Origin of the sequence: Acidovorax lacteus (assembly GCF_039540375.1) — a bacterium.
GTDB classification, from domain to species: domain Bacteria; phylum Pseudomonadota; class Gammaproteobacteria; order Burkholderiales; family Burkholderiaceae_C; genus Acidovorax_G; species Acidovorax_G lacteus.
Window position 1 is genome coordinate 93,828 of sequence record NZ_BAABEX010000013.1, and the last position, 20,139, is coordinate 113,966.

Here is a 20,139-nt window from a genome sequence, read left to right on the forward strand (position 1 = left end):
TTGCAATCGTGTCGTTCGAGCTTGAAGTGTCTCCTCGGGCTCCTCTGCAGCGCACCGCGGTGCGCGTTGAGTGCATGCACTGTAGCGGTTGCACTGCCCTGGTGCATTGGGGCTAACCCGCCCCCGCTTGTGGGGCGCTGGGGCCCAGCGCGGGCCCTTGAGCCGCCCCGCCGGGGGGGCAGGGCGCGCAGGCCAGGCTGGCATGTGTTGTGCTGAGGCCTGCCCAACAACAGCACAGGGAGCGAATGCATGGGCGCAATCAACAGGGCCGGGTGGTGTGCGGACGCGCGGTGGGGGATGTGGGTCGGCGCGTGGGCGACACCCGTGGCCTGGGCGCAGGAGGCGCCGGCCGCGGTGGCCGCAGCCACAGCGCCGTTGGCACGTCCGGGGCTGGTGCCCGTCGGCCAGATCAACGGGGCCGACACCGCCTGGCTCATGACGGCCACGGCGCTGGTGCTCTTGATGACGCTGCCTGGCATTGCGCTGTTTTATGCCGGTATGGTGCGCCGCAAGAACGTGCTGAACACCATGGCCAGCGTGGTCGCGATTGCCGCGCTGGTGAGCCTGCTGTGGTACGGGGTTGCGTATTCGCTGGCCTTCACCCCCGGCGCGGGCGGGTTGGCCGGCTGGATTGGCGGCTTCGAGCGCGCGGGCTTTGCGGGGCTGGAGTACCAGCACGCCACGGGCCGCGTGGCCGTGAGCCATGTGGCGCCCCATGTGCCCGAGTCGGTGTATTCGATGTTCCAGCTCAGCTTTGCCATCATCACCGCGGCGCTGATGGTGGGGGCGTTTGTCGAGCGCATGCGCTTTGGTGCCATGTTGCTCTTTGTGGGGCTGTGGACGGTCTGTGTGTACGCGCCCGTGGCCCACTGGGTCTGGGAGCCGGGCGGCTGGCTCGCGCAGCTCGGTGCGCTCGACTTTGCGGGCGGCTCGGTGGTGCACGTCAACGCCGGGGTGGCCGGGCTGGTGTGCGCGTGGTTCCTGGGCCGCCGCCTGGGCTACGGGCGCGAGGCGTTCGAGCCCTACAGCCTGGCCTTCACCATGGTGGGCTCGGGCCTGCTGTGGGTGGGTTGGTTCGGCTTCAATGCGGGCTCGGCCATTGCGGCCGACGGGCGTGCGGGGTTGGCGCTGGCGGCCACGCACCTGGCCGCCGCGGCCGGGGCGCTGGCCTGGATGCTGGGCGAATGGGTGGTGCGCGGGCGGCCGTCGCTGCTGGGCCTGTGCTCGGGCCTGGTGGCCGGGCTGGTGGCCATTACGCCGGCTGCCGGGTTTGTCACGCCGCGCTCGGCGGTGCTGATCGGTGCGGTGGCGGGCCTGGCCTGCTACTGGGGGGCCACGGCGCTCAAGCGCTGGCTGCGGGCCGACGATTCGCTGGACGTGTTCGGCGTGCACGGCGTGGGCGGCATCGTGGGCTCGCTGCTCACCGGCCTGCTGGCCGAGCGCAGCGTGGGCGGTGTGGCGGGCAGCGTGCTCACCCAGGCGCTGGGTGTGGTGGCGGTGATGGCCTTCAGCGCTGTGGCCACCGCAGCGCTGCTGTGGATCACCGACCGCGTGGTGGGCCTGCGGGTGGACGAGAACACCGAGCAGACCGGGCTGGACATTGCCCAGCACCGCGAGCGGCTCGGCCCTTGACCGCGCGATGACCCGCCCGACGACCCGCCCCATGAAACCGATCGTGAGCAAGGAGGTGCCATGCAGGACAGCGACAGGCTCGCCATCGCGGCGCACATGCACGTGCTGCTGCGCCGCAAGACCGGCCGGGTGACCGACACCGAGTGGATGGCCGTGAACGCCGACTACGCGCGCGAGGTGGTGCGCTTTGCGCGGCTGCGCGCGCTGCAGGACGCGGCGCCTGAACTGGACGACTGGGCCGCGCGGCTGGAGCAGGCCTGGCAGGCCGCAGCCACCGCGCCCGCACCGCGCGCGCCGCTGCTGGCGCAGGCCGGGCAGACGCTGCGCGAACGCCTGGCCCCGCCCGCGGACGCCCCGGTTCGGGGCAGCGCCTCCCCCGCTGCCGCGTCCGCGCCCGACGGGCCGCGCTATGTGGGCGGTTTGCGCTGAGTTGTTTTGCTATGGTTTTGATAGCTGCTCGTGCTTGATATTCAAGCACGAGCAGCCGATTGGGCTGTAAGGCCTGCCCCTGCCCCGGGGAAGCGCGCCCGCCACGGCCGGGCCGGGCGGGCCGCAGCCTCAGCGCTTGGCTTCGGCCAGGATCCACTCGGCCGCCTTCTCGGCCATCATCAGCGTGGGGGAATTGGTGTTGCCGCTGGTGATGGTGGGCATGGCCCCCGCGTCCACCACGCGCAGGCCGTCGATGCCGCGCACGCGCAGCTGCGGGTCGAGCACGGCCATTGGGTCGTCGGCGCGGCCCATGCGCGTGGTGCCCACGGGGTGGAAGATGGTGGTGGCAATGTCGCCGGCCAGTCGCGCAAGTTCTTCGTCGGTCTGGAACTGCGGCCCCGGCTTCCATTCCTCGGGCTGGTAGCGGGCCAGCGCGGGCTGGGCGACGATGCGGCGCGTCACGCGCAGGCTGTCGGCGGCCACCTTGCGGTCTTCGGGCGTGCTCAGGTAGTTGGGCGCAATCGCCGGGGCCTGGCGGAAGTCCGGCCCCTGGATCTGCACCGTGCCGCGGCTGGTGGGGTTGAGGTTGCACACGCTGGCCGTGAAGGCCGGGAAGCGGTGCAGCGGCTCGCCAAACGCATCCAGCGACAGCGGCTGCACGTGGTATTCGAGGTTGGGCCAGGGCTGGTCGGGGCTGCTGCGCGTGAAGGCCCCGAGCTGCGAGGGCGCCATGCTCATGGGCCCGCTGCGGTGGAGCGCGTACTGCAGCCCGATGCGCGCCTTGCCCCACACCGAGCTGGCCATGGTGTTGAGCGTGGTCGTGTTCTGCACCTTGTACACCGCGCGGATCTGCAGATGGTCTTGCAGGTTCGCGCCCACGCCGGGCAGCTCGTGCACCACCGCAATGCCGTGGCGCTGCAGCAGCGGCGCGGGGCCGATGCCCGAGAGCTGCAAGATCTGCGGCGAGTTCACCGCGCCCGCGCTCAGCACCACCTCGCGCGAGGCCTGCACCGTCACCATCTCGGTGCCCGTCCACACCTCCACGCCCGTGCAGCGCTTGCGGCCGTCGGGCTGCTCTTCAATCAGCAGGCGTGAGACCAGCGCGTTCGTCCACAGCTCGAAGTTGGGCCGCCCGTAGCAGGTGGGCCGCAAGAAGGCCTTGGCCGTGTTCCAGCGCCAGCCGCTCTTCTGGTTGACCTCGAAGTAGCCCACGCCCTCGTTGTTGCCGCGGTTGAAGTCGTCGGTGGCCGGAATGCCCGCCTGCTGCGCCGCGTGCGCAAACGCGTCCAGGATGTCCCAGCGCAGGCGCTGTTTTTCCACGCGCCACTCGCCCGTGCTGCCGCGGCTGCGGTGGCCGTGCAGTTGCGCAAAAGCGTCGTCGGCCTGGCCCGGCGCGTCCAGGCGCCAGTGGTCTTCGTGGCGGCGAAAGTGGGGCAGGGCGTTGTCCCAGCGCCAGGCGTCCTCGCCCGTGATCTGCGCCCACTGGTCGTAGTCGCGCGCCTGGCCGCGCATGTAGATCATGCCGTTGATGCTGCTGCAGCCGCCCAGCGTCTTGCCCCGCGGGTAGCGCAGACGGCGGCCGTTGAGCCCGGCATCGGGCTCGGTCTGGTAGAGCCAGTCGGTGCGCGGGTTGCCAATGCAGTACAGGTAGCCCACCGGAATGTGGATCCAGTGGTAGTCGTCCTTGCGGCCTGCCTCGATCAGCAGCACCCGGTGCCGCGGGTTGGCGCACAGACGGTTGGCCAGCAGCGACCCGGCGGTGCCCGCGCCAATCACGATGTAGTCGAATTCCGGGGTGGCCATGGGGTGTGTCTCCTGCGGTGCGTGTGGTGTTATTTGTATTGTTGATGCCTTGTGGCGGCATCCCGGCGGCAAGTATCCAGAAAAGTAGAGCACGAGGCCAATGAAATCGGCAAAATGGTTTTATTTGCGTGGCAAATAAAGCATGAGTGCTCTGGACCCCCAGGCCCTGCGCGCCTTCGTGGCCGTGGCGCGCGAGGGCAGCGTCTCGCGCGCGGCGCGGCAGTTGCACCTGTCGCAGCCCGCGGTGAGCCTGCAGCTCAAGGCGCTGGCGCAGCACACGGGGCTGGTGCTGTTCACGCGCACCTCGCGCGGCCTGGCCCCTACGCGCGACGCGGCCGTGCTGCTGCCGCAGGCCGAGCGCGCGCTGGCCGCGCTGGCCGACTTCGCCCAGGCCGCCCAGCACCTGCAGGGCGCGGTGCGCGGCACGCTGCGCATCGGCACCATTCTCGATCCGGAGTTCACGCGCCTGGGCGCGTTCCTCGGCGCCTTCATCGACGCCGCGCCGCAGGCCGACACCGAACTGCGCCAGGCCATGAGCGGCGACCACCTCGCACCGCTGGCGCGCGGCGCGCTTGATGTGGCCTTCTATCTGGGCGACGCACAGGCCGACGCCGCGGCCCAGGGTGCGGCCGGGGCCGACTTTGCACAGCGCACGCTCACGCGCTTCACCTACCGCGTGCTGGCACCCGCCGGTTGGGGGCCGCAGGTGCTGGGGCGCGACTGGCGCGCGCTGGCCGCGCTGCCCTGGATCGGCACGCCTCCCGCCTCGGTGCACCACCGGCTGCAGGCGGCTGTGTTCGGCCCCGGCTCCGCCGCCGGGGTGGAGCCGCGCCGCGTGGCGCTGGTGGACCAGGAGGCCAGCATGCTCGACCTGGTGCGCTCGGGGGTGGGGCTGTCGCTGGTGCGCGACGCGATTGCCATGCGCGAGGCCCAGGCGCGCGGCCTGGTGGTGGCCGACCAGGTGCAGCTCGACTGCAGCCTGGGCCTGGTGTGGCAGCGCGCCCGCAGCACCGAGCCGTTGATTGCAGCCGCGCTGGGGGCGCTGGGCCTCGTGTGGGGGTGAAGTCCACAGCGGCCGGGCGCACACGGGGGGGGGGGCTGGCTGACAGGCCGGGCCGTATGGCGCGCAGGGCCTGTGCGCCACTGTGCGCCACCCGCCACACGCCCGGTGGCCGAGGCCCGGGGCACGCGGTAGGATGCGCAGTCGCTGGCGCATGCAGGGTCGGGGTGCCCGGCGATGGCCGCGCAGCCGCACCGCGCGGCCATCTGCTTGCCTGACCGACAGCCCCGTTCTGTCCCTGCCATTCGTTTGCTGCCGCCTGCCGCCACCATCTTGCCCGACCGCGCTGCTTCCTCTTCGCCTGCCGACACGCGCCCCCGCCTGGAGCGCATCGCCGCCGCGTCTGCCGACGGCGGCGTGCCCGTGGTGCGCGTGCTCGGGCGTTGGGGGGCCGGGGATCTGGGCGACCGCCAAGGCGTGCGCGCGCTGGCCGCACAGCTCGCGGCGCATGAGCCCGCCCAGGCCTGGGCCTGGGACCTGACCGGCATCGCCTGGCTCGACCACGTGGGCGCGCAGTGGCTCTGGGACCACTGGGGCCGCGCCTGGCCCGCGCAACTGCAGGTGCACGCACGCGAGCGCGCGCTGCTCGAACGCGTGGCCCGCCTGACGGTGCCAGCACCGCCCGAGCAACCGTGGCGCTTGGTCGATCAGGTGGACCACCTGGGCGTGCTGGTGCTGCACGGCGTAGACCACGCGCGCCATCTGTTGCAACTGGTGGGCCAGCTTGCGCTCGACCTGGGGCGGCTGGCGCGTGCGCCGCGCCGCGGGCCGTGGCGCGATGTGTCCGGGCACCTGTACCACATGGGGGCCACAGCGCTGCCCATCACCGCGCTGGTGGGCTTTCTCATCGGCGTGGTGCTGGCCTACCTCATGTCGCAGCAGCTGCGTCAGTTCGGGGCCGAGTCCTTCATCGTCAACATCCTGGGCATCTCGCTGATCCGCGAACTGGGCCCCATGCTGGCCGCCATTCTGGTGGCGGGGCGCTCGGGCTCGGCCATCACCGCGCAGATCGGCGTGATGCGCGTGACCGAGGAACTCGACGCCATGCGTGTCATGGGCATTCCGCACGGCTTTCGGCTGGTGCTGCCGCGCGCGCTGGCGCTGGCGCTGGCCATGCCGCTGATCAGCGTATGGACCACGCTTGCGGCCCTGGCCGGGGGCATGCTGGCCGCAGACCTGGCCATGAACATCTCGCCCGCGTATTTCGTGCAGGCGCTGCCCGCGGCGGTGAAGATCGGCAACCTGGGCCTGGCGGTGGCCAAGTCGGTGGTGTTCGGCGTGCTGATAGCACTGATTGGCTGCCACTGGGGCCTGCGCGTCAAGCCCAACACCCAAAGCCTGGGCGAAGGCACGACGGCCTCGGTGGTCACGTCCATCACCATGGTCATTCTGGTGGACGCACTGTTCGCCGTGGCGTTCAAGAACGTCGGCATGTAAGGCCGCCCCATGACCACGCCCGGCCTGACGCACACCCCTCCGTCCCCGCCCGACGACCTGGTGGTGGAAGTGCGCGACCTCTGGACGGTGTTCGGCAAGGGCAGCGAGCGCTTTGCCGTGCACCAGGACCTGTGCTTTGAAGTGCGCCGCGGCGAAATGCTGTCGCTGGTGGGCGGGTCGGGCACCGGCAAGACGGTGCTGCTGCGCCAGATCCTCGGGCTCACGCAGCCCGCGCGCGGCTCGGTCACGGTGCTGGGGCGCCCCGCGTCGGAGATGGGCCGCGAAGGCGCGGCCAGCCGCGTGGGCATGCTGTTCCAGCACGGTGCGCTGTTCTCGGCCTTCAGCGTGCTCGACAACATTGCCTTCGCGCTGCGCGAGCAGGGCACGCTGCCGCCCGACGTCATTCGCGACGCGGCCATGGTCAAGCTGCAGATGGTTGGGCTCAAGCCCGAGCACGCCACGCGCATGCCGGCCGATCTGTCGGGCGGCATGGTCAAGCGCGTGGCGCTGGCCCGGGCGCTCATCATGGACCCGCCGCTGCTGCTGCTCGACGAACCCACGGCCGGGCTCGACCCGAGCAGCGCCGACGAGTTCTGCGCGCTGGTGCGCGAGCTGCGGGCTTCGCTCGGGCTCACGCTGGTCATGGTCACGCACGACCTGGACACCTTGTTTGCGCTGAGCACGCGCGTGGCCGTGCTGGCCGACAAGCGCGTGATCGTCACGGGCACGCCTGCCGAGGTGGCGCGCCATCCGCATCCGTTCATCGAACACTTTTTCATGGGCGAGCGTGGCCAGCGGGCCATGGCGCCCCTGCCGCCTTCCAAGGAAGCCTGATGGAAAACAAGTCCCACGCCCTGGCTGCGGGCACCTTCGTGCTGGCGGTGGCCGCCCTGCTCATCGGGCTGGCCGTCTGGCTCACGCGCGACAGTGCCAACTACCGGCTCTACGAGCTGTCCACCAAAGACGCCGTAAGCGGCCTGCAACCCCAGGCGGCCGTGCGCTACAAAGGCGTGGCCGTGGGCAAGGTGGTGCGCATCGGATTTGATCCGCAGGTCAGCGGCAACGTGCTGATCCGCATCGCCGTGAACGAACAGGCCCCGGTCAGCGACACCACGTTTGCCGTGCTTGGCTACCAGGGCGTCACCGGCCTGGCGCATGTGCTGCTTGACGATGCACCCACCCCCTACGCGCCGTTGCCCAGCGGCACCAGCGGCCTGCCGCGGCTGCCGCTCAAGCCTTCGCCCTTCGGGCGCCTGGCCGACCAGGCCCCTGACATCCTCATGCGCGTGGACGAGGCCACGCGCCGCATCAACCGCATCCTGGGCGACGACAACCAGCGCCTGCTGACCGAAGCCCTGGGGCAGATCGGCCAGGCCGCAGGCCAGGTGGCTGCGCTGGCGCGCACGCTCGACGGCACCGTGCAGCAGCGGCTCGATCCGGCGCTGGCCAGCCTGCCGCCGCTGGCGGGCGACGCGCGGGCCGCGCTGCAGTCGCTGCAGCAGGCGGGCCAGAACGTGGCGGCGCTCACCGGCCAGCTCGACCGCACGCTGCAGCGCGTGAACGCCGAGGGCGGCATGATGGACCAGATCGACGAGGGCAGCCGTGCGTTTGCGCGCGCGGCCGACCAGTTCAACCTGGCCACGCTGCCACGCATCCAGCGCGCCACCGACGAAGTGGCCCGTGCCGCCCGCCTGTTCGGCCGGGCGGCCGACAGCATCGGCGACAACCCCCAACTGTTCATCTACGGCTCGGGCCGGCTGCCGCCTGGCCCGGGAGAGCCCGGCTTTATGGCCCCGCTGCCCGCTCCGGCCCGTTGAATGCCCCAGGACCGCACCATGACGCACCCTCTCTTGCCCCTTCGGTCGACCCGGACCGCCTGGACCACCGCCCTGTGCCTGGCGGCTGCGGTGGTGATGGCGGGCTGCTCCTCGTTGCCCTCGCCGCCTGCGCGGGCCCTGGTGTACGACTTTGGCCCAGGCCTTTCGCAGGTGCCCAGCCCGCCTGTGCGCGCGGGCCGTGCACCGCTGGCGCTGGCCGATCTGGACGCGCCCGGGCTGGTGGAGGGCAGCAACGACGTGCTCTACCGCCTGGCGTATGCCGACGCACAGCAGGTGCGCTCGTACACCTTGGCGCGCTGGAGCCAGCCGCCCGCCCAGCTGGTGCAGCAGGCTTTGCGCGACGCGCTGGCCGAACGCCGGGCCGTGCTGCCCGCGCGCGACGCCGTGGTGCAGGCCCGCCGTCAGGGTCGCCTGCCGCTGGTGCTAAGGGCCGAGCTGGATGAGTTCAGCCAGGTGTTCGAGTCCGAACAGCGCAGCGTCGCCCTGGTGCGCATGCGCGCAACGCTGGTCGAACCCACCAGCACGGGCGAGCTGCTGCGCGGCCAGCGCCTGTTCGTGGTGCAGCGGCCCGCGCCCACGCCCGACGCCGCGGGCGGCACCCGCGCCCTGGCAGAGGCCACGGCACAGGTCGTGGCGCAGATCGCCACCTGGGTGGACGAGACCATGCCCGACTGAGCCCTCGGCCAGCCCGGACCGCTCAGGCCATGAAGCCGAGGTTGGTGGGGTAGGAGGCCGAGCCGAAGTTGCGCAGGTTGGGCAGGATGCCGTTCAGCTCGGACGGCGCCACGCCGAACCAGGTGGCCAGCGTGGCGGCGTACTGGTCCACCGAGGTGCTGGGCAGCAGCCGACCCTGGCCCACGTGCCACTGGTCCTCAGGCGCAGCGGTGTTGGTCACACTGACGGGCGGCGCCGAGCCGTAGAAGGCCTTGCCCTTGACCGCGCCGCCCACCATGAAGTGGTGGCTGCCCCAGCCGTGGTCCGAGCCATCGCCGTTAGAGCTGAGCGTGCGGCCGAAGTCGGAGGCGGTGAATGTGGTCACCTTGTCGGCCACACCCAGCTCCACCGTGGCGTTGTAGAACGCCGTGACCGCCTCGCTCACGCGCTGCAGCAGGCCGGGCTGCTGCGCGATCAGGTTGTCGTGCAGGTCGAAGCCGCCAATCGACACCAGGAACACCTGCCGCTTGGTGCCCAGTGCATTGCGCGCACCGATCAGCCGGGCCACCATCTTGAGCTGGTCGGCCAGGCTGTTGTTGGTCGGGAACACCGTGGTCGGGTTGCTGGTGGCCAGGGCCGAGGTGATCTGGCTTTCGGCCGTCACCGCCCGCGAGGTCACGCGCGTGTATTCGTGCTCCAGCAGTTGCACGCTGGGCTGCTGGATCAGCGTGGTGAGTGCGTTGCGCACGCCTGCCGAGCCATAGACGTTGTTCTTCACGCCGTTGATCGCCACCGCGCCCCGGGTGCTGACCTGGTACGACAGCGCCGAATCGCCCGACAGGAACACCGCATTGCCCGTGACCGACATGCAGGTGAACAGCGCGTTGGTGTTGGACGACAGGGCCAGGTCGCCCAGGTTGCCGCCCCAGCCCACGGTGGAGCCCTCGGGCGACGACGACTGCCAGATGGACTGCTGGTCGTTGTGCGAGAACAGCTTGGGCGGCAGTGGGTAGCGCACACGGTCGGCGCTGTTGTACTGGGCGCGCGTGAGCGGAACCACCAGCGGCCCCACATTGAGCTGCACCGCAGCCTTGCCCGTATTGAACAGGTTGGCCATGCCGGGCATGGACGGGTGTAGCGCGTACTGGCGGCCGTCTGGCAGCGCCGTGGTGGGATTGAGCAGGGTGCCGACAAGGTCCGACTTGGCCAGCGCAATGCCGCCAGCGGTCTGCCCGCCACCGCCGCCGCGGATGGTGGCGTAGCGGTTGTAGCTGGCGTCGTCGTAGGTGATGACGGTGTTGGCGTAGTCGTTGCCGCCGTACAGGAATACGCAGACCAGCGCGCGGTAGTCGGTGGCGTTGAAGGCGGCAGCCTCGCCGATGGCGGCAAGGTTCAGCGCAAACGGTACGGCCGTGCCGGCCAGGCCCAGCTGGGCGCTGCGGCGCAGAAACGCGCGGCGGGTGTGAAGGTGGGGTTGCAGCAGGTGCATGGCGACGCCTTGGAATCGGTTATTTCTGCACGAGGTACTCGGCCGAGGCCATGACCAGCAGCACAGCGGCTGCCACGCGGTTGAGCTTGGTGTCCTCGCTGCTCGACGCCGTGACGGTGATGGTCTTGACCGCATCGCTGATGAGCTTGACCGTGGCCGCACTGAGCTGGCCTGCGCACAGCAGCAGGTTCAGGCGTGCCACCAGCGCGTCGGCGTCGGTGACGATGGCCAGTTCGTTGGCGTAGTTGGGCTTCATGTCGAAGCCGTTGGTGGCGTTGCTGCCGGGGTTGGGCTGGTCGGGCGCGTTGGCATACAGGCCGCTGCGCACGGCGTTCTGCATGAAGTTGAGGTAACCGCCCACGCTGCTTTCGTTGACGAGCTGGAACTCCGGCGCCACCGCCCCGATGGCCGCCAGGCCGGTCGACGGCGGCACATAGCCCGGGCGGAAGAAGTTGAACACCGAGGGCGAGCGCAGCGGGCTTTGGCCCATGCTGGTGCCCGCGTCGCTCAGGTTGCCAATCTTCCAGCTGCCGTAGGTGGAGTTCAGGCCGAAGGTGCGGCCCCACTGCACCAGGCGCAGCATGGGCTCGCGCAGCTTGCCGAAGGTGGGCTGCGTGGCGGTGGCCGGGTCGCGCGCCTCGTCGTCGAGCAGGATGGCGCGCACCACGGCGCGCATGTCGCCGCGCTGGCCCTGGCCGTTGTCGTTGAAGGCGGCCGCTACGCGCGACACATAACCCGCGCTGGGGTTGCTGGTCACCAGGCGCTGGATGAGCTGCTTGCCGATGAACGGCCCGACATTGGGGTGGTTGAAGATGGTGTCCAGCGCCGTCTTGAGCGCAGCGGCACCCGGCGTGTTGGCGGCCACAGTTGCGCCCAGGAAGCGGGCTTCGAGCGTGGAGTGGCGGCTTGCGTTGAGCGCCATGGGCAGGCGCGTGTACGCAGTGCTGGGCACGGTGCGAGAGCTGCCCGGCACCGGAATCGGCACGTTCTGCGACATGTCGAAGTCGTAACCCGTGAACACGCGCGCCAGGTTGGTGATGTCGCTTTGTGTGTAGCTCTCCAGCGGAGTGCCGCTGCCGTCTCGTTTGGACGAGCCGTCCTGGTTGAGTTGCACCAGCCCGATGGACATGAGCTGCAGGATCTCGCGGGCGTAGTTCTCGTCGGGCTGGCGGCCGGTGGCGGGGTTTTCTTTCTGGTTGCCGCGTGTGTTCAGGTACACGCCCATTGCCGGGTTGAGCGTCACGTCTTCGAGCAGCTTGCGGAAGCTGCCGAAGGCGTTGGCCACCAGCATGTCCCAGTACGCGGCCATGGCGTGGCTGCGCCAGCTGATGTCGATGCCCGAGGTGGAGACCACAAAAATCTCGGACAAGGCCAGCGCCACGCGCTTGCGCAGCGGGTCGGGCGCGCGCATGAGCTGGTGCCAGATCATGTAATCGGCCGGGTAGCTGTTGTCGAAATAGTTGTTGCTGTCCACCACCGCGTAGCCGCGCTGGTTGAGCCAGTCCCAGCCGGTGATGCCGGGCGAGGTGTTGAATTGCTGCTCCAGCCAGTCGGCATAGGTGCTGCTGCGCAGCGAGGCGATTTCGCCCACCGAGGTGGACAGCTGCGCTTGCAGCAGAAAGCGTGCGGCGTCGGCGTCGTTCGCCGGGGTGGTGAAGCGGTACAGGCCGGTGGCCGGTGCAGGGGCCGGGCTTGGTGCTGGGCTCGGGGCCGGTGCAGGCCCGGGCGCTGGCCCCGGCGCGGGCGTGGGAGCAGGCGCTGGCGCGGGGCTGGGCAGGGGCGCCGGGCTGGGCGTGGGAATCGGCGTCACACCCCCGGGCAGGCTGGCACCGCTGCCCCCGCCGCCGCCCCCGCCGCAGGCGGCCAGACTGGCCGCAGCGGCGGCCATGGTGGCTGTGCCTGCAGCCGTGGCTGCTGCGCTGCGGGGCGCACCCGGGCTCGTCGCGGCTGCGGGTTGGTCGGCACCCGGGGTGTTCGGGTCAAGGGCCCGCTGGGGGGCGTCTGGGGCAACGAGGGTGTCCATGGTGCGGGCGCAGGAGTGGTGTCCGCAGTGTAAGAAGCCGCGTTACGCCGCGATACACCGTGCAAACGTGTATAGAACGCACAGCCGTTACCAAACGCAACTGTCTCTCGATAAAGGCTTGACGGCCATCGCCCCGACTTGAGGGGGATTTACAACACTGCCTGCCAAGCCGATCGCCCGCCTGAGCCACCGCTGCCGGTGCGACCGCGCCGCGCAGCGCATGACCTGCGTCAAAGCACCCTCCGGGGCGCGCACCTAAGCTGCGCCTTCCTGTTGCTGCCCCCAAGGAGCCCCCCATGCCCACACTCCAATGGACCGACGCGCTCGCGCTCGACCTGCCCCTGATGGACGACACCCACCGCGAGTTTGTCGATCTGCTGGCCACCGTCGAGCGTGCCGACGATGCGGGCGTGCTGGCCGCCTGGCATGCGCTGGTGGACCACACCGAACAGCATTTCGGCCAGGAAGACGCCTGGATGGCGCAGACGCGTTTTGCCTCGGGCAACTGCCACAGCTTGCAGCACAAGGTGGTGCTGCAGGTGATGCGCGAAGGCGCGGCCCGTGCAGAGCGCGGCGAGCTGGGCGTGGTGCGGGCCATGGCGTCGGAGCTGGCGGTGTGGTTTCCGCAGCATGCACAAAGCATGGACGCGGCGCTCGCGCTGCACCTGCGCCGCGTGGGCTTTGATCCGGCCACCGGCACCGTGCACGCGCCCGGTGCGCTGCCGCAGGAGCTGATCCACGGCTGTGGCGGCCACAGTTGCTCGTCTGGCGATGCCGAGCAGGCCGAGGCGGCTGCGACGGCTTGACCACCCTGCAAGCCATTGCTATCAAATACATAGCTGCTCGTGCTTGATTAATCAGCACGAGCAGCCGATTTCGCTCTCATTCCCCCTCAGCCCAGCGGTACCCGCAGCGCCACACCCAACCCGGCCGCGCGCCAGGCCAGCTCGCGCAGCGCACGGCGCAGCGGGGGCGCAGCCAGCGGGCGTGCGCGCCATGCGGCCTGCGCCAGCCGCGCCTGTGCCTGGGCCAGCGCCTGCCGGTCGCGCTGGGCCAGGGCCTGCAGCAGCGCGTCGCGGTAGGCGGCCACGCGGTCGGCGTCGGCCGGGCTCAGCGCGGTGGCGGGGGGCGGCGTGCCTTCACTGCCGTGCCCGGCCAGAAAGCGCTCCCAGCCGTTCTGCCCCGCCGCGTGATGGGGGTGCGCGGCGCTCATGCCGACCCCGCCGCAGGAGACGCCCCGCGCGGCGGCACGGGCGGGAACTGCATGCCCGCCGAGGTGGGCGGTGCGGGCGGTGGTGGGCGTTTTTCGGGCAGGTCGGCACGCGCCGGGGCCAGGCCGTACCAGTCCACCTTGCGGGTGAGCACCATCACTGCGGCCAGCACGGCGAACAGCGCGATCGAGCCCACGGCCAGGGCCGTCTGCTCCAGTTGCAGCAGCAGGTACAGCAGCCCGTACAGCAGCGCAATGCCGCCGCCCAGCGGCAGCCCGCGCGACAGCCGCCCGAGCATGTGGCTGGCGTAGTAGGTGAGCAGGGCCACGCAGGCGCTGGCCGCCACGCCGTAGGCCCAACCAAAGGGCAGGTGCTCCGACAGGCTCACCAGCAGTAGGAAGAAGCTGCACAGCGCGCTGCCCACCAGCAGGTACTGCACCGGGTGCACGCGCAGGCGCAGCAGCAGCTCGAACAGGCCCACGGCCACAAAGGTCAGGGCCACAAACAGCAGGCCGTATTTGGTGGCGCGGTCGCTCAGGGTGTAGGGGTTCACCGGGTCCACCAGCGCCACGCTGAAACTGTCCACACAACCGCGCGGCGCGGCGTTCGGGCCTTCGGCGGGCGTGGCCGCGTCCGCTCCGGTGTCGCTGGCCGGGTCGCACAGGCGGCGCTTGCGCTCTACGTCCTGCTGCGCCGTGGTGGCCAGTGACGACAGCCGCCACTGCGCGCGAAAGCCCGCGTCCGATACCTGCCGCTCGGTGGGCAGAAAGCGTCCGCCAAACGAAGGGTGCGGCCACGGGCCCTGCACGCTGACTTCGGTGGTGCTGCCCAGCGGCACCACGGCCCAGCGCTCGGTGCCCACGAGTTCCAGGTCCAGCGTGGCCGCAAAGCCGCCGCTGCTGCCCGCCAGCGCTGCGGGCAGCACTGCGTGCAGGCCGCGCGCATAGGTGGGGTGGAAGGTGCCGGGCTTGAGCGCGAGCGTCTGCCCGTCTTGCTGCAGCCGCGCGTTGCGGATGCCGCGCGCATCGCTCACCGCCACCATCAGGATGGGTTGGCCGCACTGCAGGCGCGAGCCCTGCACCTGGCGCTGCGGTTGCAGGCTGGCCAGCGTGTCCCACTGGGCGCTTATGCGCGTCTGCGTCTGGTAGGCGGGCACCTTGTGCAGGCCGCGCGCGCGCTCTTGCAGTGCCACATCGGTGCGCAGCACCAGGCGCTCAGGCATGGCCGTGAGGCGGAATTCGCGCCGCTGCTCGCCGCGGCGCTCGGCCGGTGCGGTGGCGTCGTCCCAGCTTTCGACGCAGGCCATGTGGATCAGCGGGCCCAGCAGGGTTTGCGGGCCCGCCAGGCTGTCGGCCACGCTTTGCACGGCCTGGCTGCGGTGGCTCTGGCGGTCGCGCACGATGTCGGCGATCAGGCCCAGGCCCCACAGCAGCAGCAGGGTGATGCCGCCCAGCGCGGCGAGTTTGGTGAGCCAGGGATGGCGTTTCTTCACAGGTCCTCCGAGGTGTTGTGGTGTGTGGAGGCGAGTCTCGGCAGCCCGCGTGAGCGGACCATGAAGTCTGTGAAGCGGGTGTGAAGTGGTGCGGCGGGGCGGCGGGGCGGCGGGCGCGGGACGGCCCGGCTGCCCCGCGCTCACGCGCCCGTCAGGGCAGGGTGAGCGTGACGCACAGGCCCGGCGCGGTGTTGCGCACCTGCATCTGCCCCCCGTGCAGGGCCATCACGCGCTGCACGATGGCCAGGCCCAGGCCCGAGCCGCTGCGCGTGCCGTCGGGCCGCGCAGTGGTGAAAAAGCGCTCGCCCAGCCGCGGCAGCGCATAGTCGGGCACGCCGGGGCCTGCGTCCTGCACCTGCACCTCGGGCCCGTTCAGCCGCACCTGCACGGTGCTGCCGGGCGGGGAAAAGTCCACCGCGTTGTCCAGCAGGTTGCCCAGCGCCAGGGTGATGAGTTCGGCCTCCCAGGGGCCGCTCGCGCCTTCGCCGCTCAACGCCAGCGCAATGCCGCGCTGCGCCGCGCGCGCCTGCACCTGCTGCAGCGCCTGCTGCGCGCAGGCGGCCAGCGCCACCGGGGCCGAGGCCTCGGCGTGCGGGCGCTGCTCAAGCTTGGAGAGTTCGAGCAGCCGGTCGATGAGCCGCTGCAGGCGCTCGCTCTGCGCCACCACCTGGTCGGCAAAGCGTGCGCGGTCGGCCGCGGGCAGATCGTCCTGCAGCAGCTCGCCCGCGCCGCGGATGGCGGCCACCGGGCTTTTGAGTTCGTGCGTGAGGGCGCGCACATAGCCCTCAACGTAGTCCTGCCCCTGCAGCCGGGCGCGCATGCGGTCCATGGCCTGCGCCAGGTCGCCCAGTTCGCCCGGCACCCGGGGCACGGGGGGCGGGGCCGTCCAGTCGCCCGCGGGCGCGCCGGCCGCCGGGCCCTGCACGCTCAGGGCGTAGTCGCGCAGGCGGCGCACGTTCCACACCATCCACAGCGTGACGGCCACGCCCACGGCCGCCGACAGGCCCAGCAGCAGCAGGCCGCCAGCCAGCACCTTGCGCTCGGCGCGGTCGATGAAGCGCTGCACGCTGCGCACCGGCTTGGCCACGGTGAGCACGCCGGCAATGCGCCCGTCCACCTGCACGGGGGCGGCCACGTACATCACGCCAGTGCTGTCGTCGGCCGGGTCTTCGCGCGTGGCCCGTGCGCCGTATTCGCCGCGCAGCGTGCGGGCCACGTCGCGCCAGCGCGAATAGTCCTCGCCCACGGCGCGCTGCTCAGAATCGAACCGCACCACGCCCTGCGCGTCGGTCACGTAGATGCGGAAGTCCAGGCTCTGCTTGGACAGGCCCCAGATCGGCGCGTCCACCGTGCGCTGCGCATAGGCCCGCACCTGCTGGGCAAAGCGCCCGTCGGCCAGGCGGCCCGCGGCCAGGTCGTCGGCCGCCAGTTCGGCCAGCAGGTGGGCGGTGTCCACCATCATGTCTTCCATCACCTCGCGCACGCTGGGCTTGATCTCGGCCACGAACACGCGCAGCACAAAGAAGGCCGCAATGCCGTTGATGACGAAGAAGGCAAACAGCAGGCGCAGGCCGAGACGCATGGGACGGAGGTGCGGTCAGCCCGCGGCCAGCGCGTAGCCCAGCCCGCGGTGGGTGACGATGTACTCGCGCGACGGGTCGGCCTCGCGCAGCTTGGCGCGCAGGGTTTTGATGTGGGTGTCCACCGTGCGGTCCAGGCTGTCGCTGTCGTCGCCCCAGGCGGCGGCCAGCAGGGCCTCTCGGCTCAGGATGCGGCCCGCGCCCTGCACCAGGCAGGCCAGCAGACGGTATTCGCGCCGCGTGAGCGGCAGCGGCTGCCCGGCCAGCAGCATGCGCTGGCCTGCGGCGTCGTCGTGCAGGCCCGCAGGGGCGGTGGTGGCGGGTGCGCGCGCCGCGCGGCGCAGCAGGGCCTTGACGCGCGCCGCCAGCTCGCGCGGGCTGAAGGGCTTGGCCAGGTAGTCGTCTGCGCCCAGCTCCAGGCCCAGCACGCGGTCGATCTCTTCGCCCTGGGCGCTGAGCACCAGCACCGGCAACTGGGCCAGTGCCGGGGGCGCCTGGCGCAGCTCGCGCAGCAAATCCAGCCCACTGCCGTCGGGCAGGCCCACGTCCAGCACCAGCGCGTCAAAGCGCTGGCCGCGCAGCTGCTGGCGCGCGTCCTGCACGAGCAGGCTGTGCGTCACGGCCCAGCCCTCGCGGCCGAGGGCGTAGCACACGGTGTGGGCAATCGCCGGGTCGTCTTCCAGAACGAGGATGGTGGACATGGTCAATGCTAGTGCGTGAAGCCTGCCGCCCCCCCCGGTGGCAAGGTGCGCGGGCCGTCGGCGCGGGGACGCCGAGCAAGGGCCGCCCCGCAGCGAGGGCCAGGGCCCCTCTGCACGCATCCTCGCGCCGTGTGCATCCGCGGACTCGGGCCGCCCGCTGCGTTGCCAATGCTCGCAATAGCGCAGGCTATTGCTGCGCTTGGCGCCTTGCAGCCGTTCCCGATCCGCGGCGCACACTTTCCGCTCGATGCGTACCGAGGAGCCTTCCGAGGGGGAAGGCGCCGCAGGCGACTCAGGGGGCACCCTGTCACCGCGCCACCAGCACCGGGAACAGCTTGCCCAGGCCGTCGGCCATCACCTCCACCGCCAGGGCCGCGAGGATCAGGCCCATGAGCCGGGTCATCACGTTGATGCCGGTCTTGCCCAGCACGCGCGCAATCGGGTCGGCTAGTGCAAAGCACACGGCCGTCGCTGCGGCGATGACCACGCCGTACACCAGCAGCGACGCGTGCTGCCAGAAGGTCTGCGCCCGGTCGGCGTAGATCACCACGGTGGACATGCTCGCCGGGCCGGTGAGCAGCGGAATCGTCAGCGGCACCACGGCGATGCTCGAACCAGCCGCGGCCTTTTCGGCGCCTTCTTCCAGCTCGTGCGTGTGCGGTTTGGCCTCTGCGGGCTGTGCGCCGAGCATGTTCATGGCCGAGATCAGCAGCAGCATGCCGCCGCCGACCTGGAAGCTCTGCAGCGAGATGTTGAAGAAATCCAGGATCTGCAGGCCCAGCAGCGCACAGGCGGCGATCACGCAGAACACACTCATCGAGGCCACCTGGATGGTGCGGCGGCGCTGCGCGGGGCTGAAGCCCTCGGTGTAGTGGATGAAAAACGGCACGATGGCCAGCGGATTGACGATCGCCAGCAGCGTGATCAGCGGTTTGAGGTCCATGCGCAAGACTCGGGGTGGATTCGGCGGGCCGCAGCGCTGGCCCCAAGGCCGAGTGTTTTGCCCGAAAAGCCAGGCGCTGCAAGAATGCCAGGGTGCGGCAATGGGCCGCATTACAGCATTCCCCATCGCCCGAGGCGAGGGGGCCCCACCCGCGGTGGTGCCCGGGCGCGACACTGCCGGGCCGCCGCCGCACCGCAACAAGGAGAACGCACATGGGTCAGTGGATCGAACTCAAGGCCGCCGATGGCCAGGCCTGCCCCGCCTGGGTGGCCGAACCCGACGCGCCGCCGCAGGGCGCCGTGGTGGTGCTGCAGGAGATTTTTGGCGTCAACAGCCACATCCGCGCCGTGGCCGATCGTTTTGCCGCGCGTGGCTACCTGGCGATCGCGCCCTCCACCTTTGCGCGCGTGCAGCAGGGGGTGGAGCTGGGCTACACCGAACAGGACATGAAGGACGGCTTCGGCCTCAAGCAGGCGGTGGACGGCCTGCCCGCCCCCGGTGTGCTGCAGGACATCCAGGCCGCCATCGACTGGGCGCGCGAGCGCAGCGGCGGCAAGGTGGGCATCGTGGGCTTTTGCTGGGGCGGCCTGCTGACCTGGCGCTCGGCCTGCGCGCTCGAAGGCCTGGCCGCAGCCGTGTGCTACTACGGCGGCGGCATGACCACGCCCGAAGAGTCGGCCCGCCAGCCGCGCGTGCCGGTGCTCGCGCACTTTGGCGAGCGCGACCACTGGATTCCGCTCGACAGCGTGCAGGCCTTCGGTCGCGCCCACCCCGGGGTCGAGGTGCATGTGTACCAGGCCGACCACGGCTTCAACTGTGACCAGCGCGGCTCGTACGACGAGGCCGCAGCCCTGGTGGCGCGCGACCGCACGCTCGCCTTCTTCGACCGCCACCTGGGCTGATCGCCATGCGCCGCGCCCGCGCCTTCGGGGCCATCGGTTGGGCCGCCGCGCTGGGCCTGTGCGCGGCGTTGGCGGGCCCGACGCAGGCCGCAGAGCCTTCGCCCTACGGCGGCCCGCTGTTCGACGCCCACCTGCACTACAACGACGAGGCCTGGGACGGCCGCGCCGGCCCGCACCCGCCCGACGACGTGCTGCGCCGCATGCAGGCGGCCGGTGTGCGCGGCATTCTGGCCAACTCCCGGCCCAATGCCGGCTCGCTCACGCTGGCCGGGCTGCCAGCCACGCAAGCGGCCGGTGTGCAGGTCGTGCCCTTTGTGCGCCTGTACCGCAACCGGGCCGACTACACCGGCTGGCCGCGCGACCCGAGCATCTACGCCATGGTGCTGGAAGAACTCGCGCGCGGCACGGCCGCCGGGCCCTACCGGGGCATTGGCGAATTCCACCTGTACGACAGCGCCGATGCCGACGGCCCGGTGGCGCGCCAGCTCATGGCCCTGGCCGAGGAGCGGCAGCTGGCCGTGCTCGCGCATGTGGACGACGTGGCCATCGACAAGCTCATGGCGCACACGCCCTCGCAAGGGCAGGCGGTGCGCCTGGTGTGGGCGCACACCGGCATTGGCGGGGCCGCGCCCGAGCGCGTGCAGGCCTTGCTGGAGCGTTACCCGCGGCTGATGGGCGAGCTGTCGTACCGGCCCGGGCTGGTGTGCGACGACGGGCAGCTCTGTCCGGCCTGGCGTGCGCTGATCGAGCGCTACCCAGACCGCTTTCTGATCGGCTCGGACACCTGGGTCAACCAGCGCTGGCTCTACTACGGCGAGCTGATGGCCAGCTACCGGCGCTGGCTGGGCGGCCTGCCCGCAGGGGTGGCCCGCCGCGTGGCCTGGGACAACGCAGCGCAGCTCTGGGGCGTGAGCGCACCGCCGCGCTGAGCCCCCCGTGCGGAGG

At 71.1% G+C, this 20,139-nt stretch carries 18 protein-coding genes; 10 read left to right on the top strand and 8 right to left on the bottom strand.

What is annotated here, in order from left to right; genetic code table 11:
- Positions 1–297 precede the first annotated feature (297 nt).
- Positions 298–1,632, top strand: coding sequence for an ammonium transporter (locus ABD866_RS09815; RefSeq protein WP_345063984.1), 1,335 nt, complete (start codon positions 298–300; stop codon positions 1,630–1,632).
- A gap of 60 nt (positions 1,633–1,692) precedes the next feature.
- Complete coding sequence (locus tag ABD866_RS09820; RefSeq protein ID WP_345063987.1) at positions 1,693–2,061, top strand: hypothetical protein; 369 nt, start codon at positions 1,693–1,695, stop codon at positions 2,059–2,061.
- A gap of 129 nt (positions 2,062–2,190) precedes the next feature.
- On the opposite strand, the gene ABD866_RS09825 is transcribed toward ABD866_RS09820, so the two are convergent.
- On the bottom strand, positions 2,191–3,864 hold the full coding sequence (locus ABD866_RS09825) for a GMC family oxidoreductase (protein WP_345063989.1): 1,674 nt from the start codon (positions 3,862–3,864) through the stop codon (positions 2,191–2,193).
- A gap of 142 nt (positions 3,865–4,006) precedes the next feature.
- Here ABD866_RS09825 and ABD866_RS09830 point away from each other — a divergent pair, with 142 nt between their 5' ends.
- The 5 genes from ABD866_RS09830 to ABD866_RS09850 all read left to right on the top strand — a co-directional run bounded on the left by ABD866_RS09830 (position 4,007) and on the right by ABD866_RS09850 (position 8,874).
- Complete coding sequence (locus ABD866_RS09830; protein ID WP_345063991.1) at positions 4,007–4,927, top strand: LysR family transcriptional regulator; 921 nt, start codon at positions 4,007–4,009, stop codon at positions 4,925–4,927.
- A 246-nt stretch (positions 4,928–5,173) separates the two neighbouring features.
- Entirely contained in the window at positions 5,174–6,361 is a 1,188-nt protein-coding gene (locus tag ABD866_RS09835) for an MlaE family ABC transporter permease (RefSeq protein ID WP_425549572.1), read from the top strand.
- 9 nt (positions 6,362–6,370) lie between these two features.
- The gene (locus ABD866_RS09840) at positions 6,371–7,195 is read left to right on the top strand and encodes an ABC transporter ATP-binding protein (RefSeq protein WP_345063993.1); all 825 of its coding nucleotides are present in this window, start codon (positions 6,371–6,373) and stop codon (positions 7,193–7,195) included.
- Complete coding sequence (locus ABD866_RS09845; RefSeq protein WP_345063996.1) at positions 7,195–8,178, top strand: MlaD family protein; 984 nt, start codon at positions 7,195–7,197, stop codon at positions 8,176–8,178. Before ABD866_RS09840 ends, ABD866_RS09845 begins: the two co-directional genes overlap by 1 nt.
- Positions 8,179–8,196: 18 nt before the next feature.
- Entirely contained in the window at positions 8,197–8,874 is a 678-nt protein-coding gene (locus tag ABD866_RS09850) for an ABC-type transport auxiliary lipoprotein family protein (protein ID WP_345063999.1), read from the top strand.
- Between the two features lie 22 nt (positions 8,875–8,896).
- On the opposite strand, the gene ABD866_RS09855 is transcribed toward ABD866_RS09850, so the two are convergent.
- Together ABD866_RS09855 and ABD866_RS09860 are read right to left on the bottom strand one after the other, a co-directional pair.
- Positions 8,897–10,342, bottom strand: a complete 1,446-nt coding sequence (locus tag ABD866_RS09855; RefSeq protein ID WP_345064001.1) for a DUF1501 domain-containing protein — start codon at positions 10,340–10,342, stop codon at positions 8,897–8,899.
- Positions 10,343–10,361: 19 nt separating this feature from the next.
- Positions 10,362–12,365, bottom strand: coding sequence for a DUF1800 domain-containing protein (locus ABD866_RS09860; RefSeq protein WP_345064004.1), 2,004 nt, complete (start codon positions 12,363–12,365; stop codon positions 10,362–10,364).
- Positions 12,366–12,661: 296 nt separating this feature from the next.
- Here ABD866_RS09860 and ABD866_RS09865 point away from each other — a divergent pair, with 296 nt between their 5' ends.
- Entirely contained in the window at positions 12,662–13,171 is a 510-nt protein-coding gene (locus ABD866_RS09865; protein ID WP_345064007.1) for a hemerythrin domain-containing protein, read from the top strand.
- Positions 13,172–13,257: 86 nt separating this feature from the next.
- Here the strand turns inward: ABD866_RS09865 and ABD866_RS09870 are convergent, their stop codons facing one another.
- From ABD866_RS09870 to ABD866_RS09890, 5 genes are all read right to left on the bottom strand, one after another.
- Positions 13,258–13,578, bottom strand: a complete 321-nt coding sequence (locus tag ABD866_RS09870) for a hypothetical protein (RefSeq protein WP_345064010.1) — start codon at positions 13,576–13,578, stop codon at positions 13,258–13,260.
- On the bottom strand, positions 13,575–15,068 hold the full coding sequence (gene creD / locus ABD866_RS09875) for a cell envelope integrity protein CreD (RefSeq protein WP_345064013.1): 1,494 nt from the start codon (positions 15,066–15,068) through the stop codon (positions 13,575–13,577). The genes ABD866_RS09870 and creD overlap by 4 nt, the downstream gene beginning before the upstream one ends.
- Before the next feature lie 151 nt (positions 15,069–15,219).
- Complete coding sequence (creC, locus tag ABD866_RS09880; protein ID WP_345064015.1) at positions 15,220–16,650, bottom strand: two-component system sensor histidine kinase CreC; 1,431 nt, start codon at positions 16,648–16,650, stop codon at positions 15,220–15,222.
- 15 nt (positions 16,651–16,665) lie between these two features.
- Entirely contained in the window at positions 16,666–17,349 is a 684-nt protein-coding gene (locus tag ABD866_RS09885) for a winged helix-turn-helix domain-containing protein (protein WP_345064019.1), read from the bottom strand.
- A gap of 307 nt (positions 17,350–17,656) precedes the next feature.
- Complete coding sequence (locus tag ABD866_RS09890; RefSeq protein WP_345064021.1) at positions 17,657–18,292, bottom strand: MarC family protein; 636 nt, start codon at positions 18,290–18,292, stop codon at positions 17,657–17,659.
- A 212-nt stretch (positions 18,293–18,504) separates the two neighbouring features.
- Between ABD866_RS09890 and ABD866_RS09895 the strand changes: the two genes are divergently transcribed.
- Positions 18,505–19,194, top strand: coding sequence for a dienelactone hydrolase family protein (locus tag ABD866_RS09895; RefSeq protein WP_345064024.1), 690 nt, complete (start codon positions 18,505–18,507; stop codon positions 19,192–19,194).
- Between the two features lie 5 nt (positions 19,195–19,199).
- Complete coding sequence (locus ABD866_RS09900) at positions 19,200–20,123, top strand: amidohydrolase family protein (protein WP_345064027.1); 924 nt, start codon at positions 19,200–19,202, stop codon at positions 20,121–20,123.
- Positions 20,124–20,139 lie beyond the last annotated feature (16 nt).

Bases quoted from the DNA above. Each gene is read 5' to 3' on its own strand.
- ABD866_RS09815 (WP_345063984.1), top strand. From the start codon at position 298: ATGTGGGTCGGCGCGTGGGCGACACCCGTGGCCTGGGCGCAGGAGGCG.
- ABD866_RS09820 (WP_345063987.1), top strand. From the start codon at position 1,693: ATGCAGGACAGCGACAGGCTCGCCATCGCGGCGCACATGCACGTGCTG.
- ABD866_RS09825 (WP_345063989.1), bottom strand. From the start codon at position 3,864: ATGGCCACCCCGGAATTCGACTACATCGTGATTGGCGCGGGCACCGCC.
- ABD866_RS09830 (WP_345063991.1), top strand. From the start codon at position 4,007: ATGAGTGCTCTGGACCCCCAGGCCCTGCGCGCCTTCGTGGCCGTGGCG.
- ABD866_RS09840 (WP_345063993.1), top strand. From the start codon at position 6,371: ATGACCACGCCCGGCCTGACGCACACCCCTCCGTCCCCGCCCGACGAC.
- ABD866_RS09845 (WP_345063996.1), top strand. From the start codon at position 7,195: ATGGAAAACAAGTCCCACGCCCTGGCTGCGGGCACCTTCGTGCTGGCG.
- ABD866_RS09850 (WP_345063999.1), top strand. From the start codon at position 8,197: ATGACGCACCCTCTCTTGCCCCTTCGGTCGACCCGGACCGCCTGGACC.
- ABD866_RS09855 (WP_345064001.1), bottom strand. From the start codon at position 10,342: ATGCACCTGCTGCAACCCCACCTTCACACCCGCCGCGCGTTTCTGCGC.
- ABD866_RS09860 (WP_345064004.1), bottom strand. From the start codon at position 12,365: ATGGACACCCTCGTTGCCCCAGACGCCCCCCAGCGGGCCCTTGACCCG.
- ABD866_RS09865 (WP_345064007.1), top strand. From the start codon at position 12,662: ATGCCCACACTCCAATGGACCGACGCGCTCGCGCTCGACCTGCCCCTG.
- ABD866_RS09870 (WP_345064010.1), bottom strand. From the start codon at position 13,578: ATGAGCGCCGCGCACCCCCATCACGCGGCGGGGCAGAACGGCTGGGAG.
- creC (WP_345064015.1), bottom strand. From the start codon at position 16,650: ATGCGTCTCGGCCTGCGCCTGCTGTTTGCCTTCTTCGTCATCAACGGC.
- ABD866_RS09885 (WP_345064019.1), bottom strand. From the start codon at position 17,349: ATGTCCACCATCCTCGTTCTGGAAGACGACCCGGCGATTGCCCACACC.
- ABD866_RS09890 (WP_345064021.1), bottom strand. From the start codon at position 18,292: ATGGACCTCAAACCGCTGATCACGCTGCTGGCGATCGTCAATCCGCTG.
- ABD866_RS09895 (WP_345064024.1), top strand. From the start codon at position 18,505: ATGGGTCAGTGGATCGAACTCAAGGCCGCCGATGGCCAGGCCTGCCCC.
- ABD866_RS09900 (WP_345064027.1), top strand. From the start codon at position 19,200: ATGCGCCGCGCCCGCGCCTTCGGGGCCATCGGTTGGGCCGCCGCGCTG.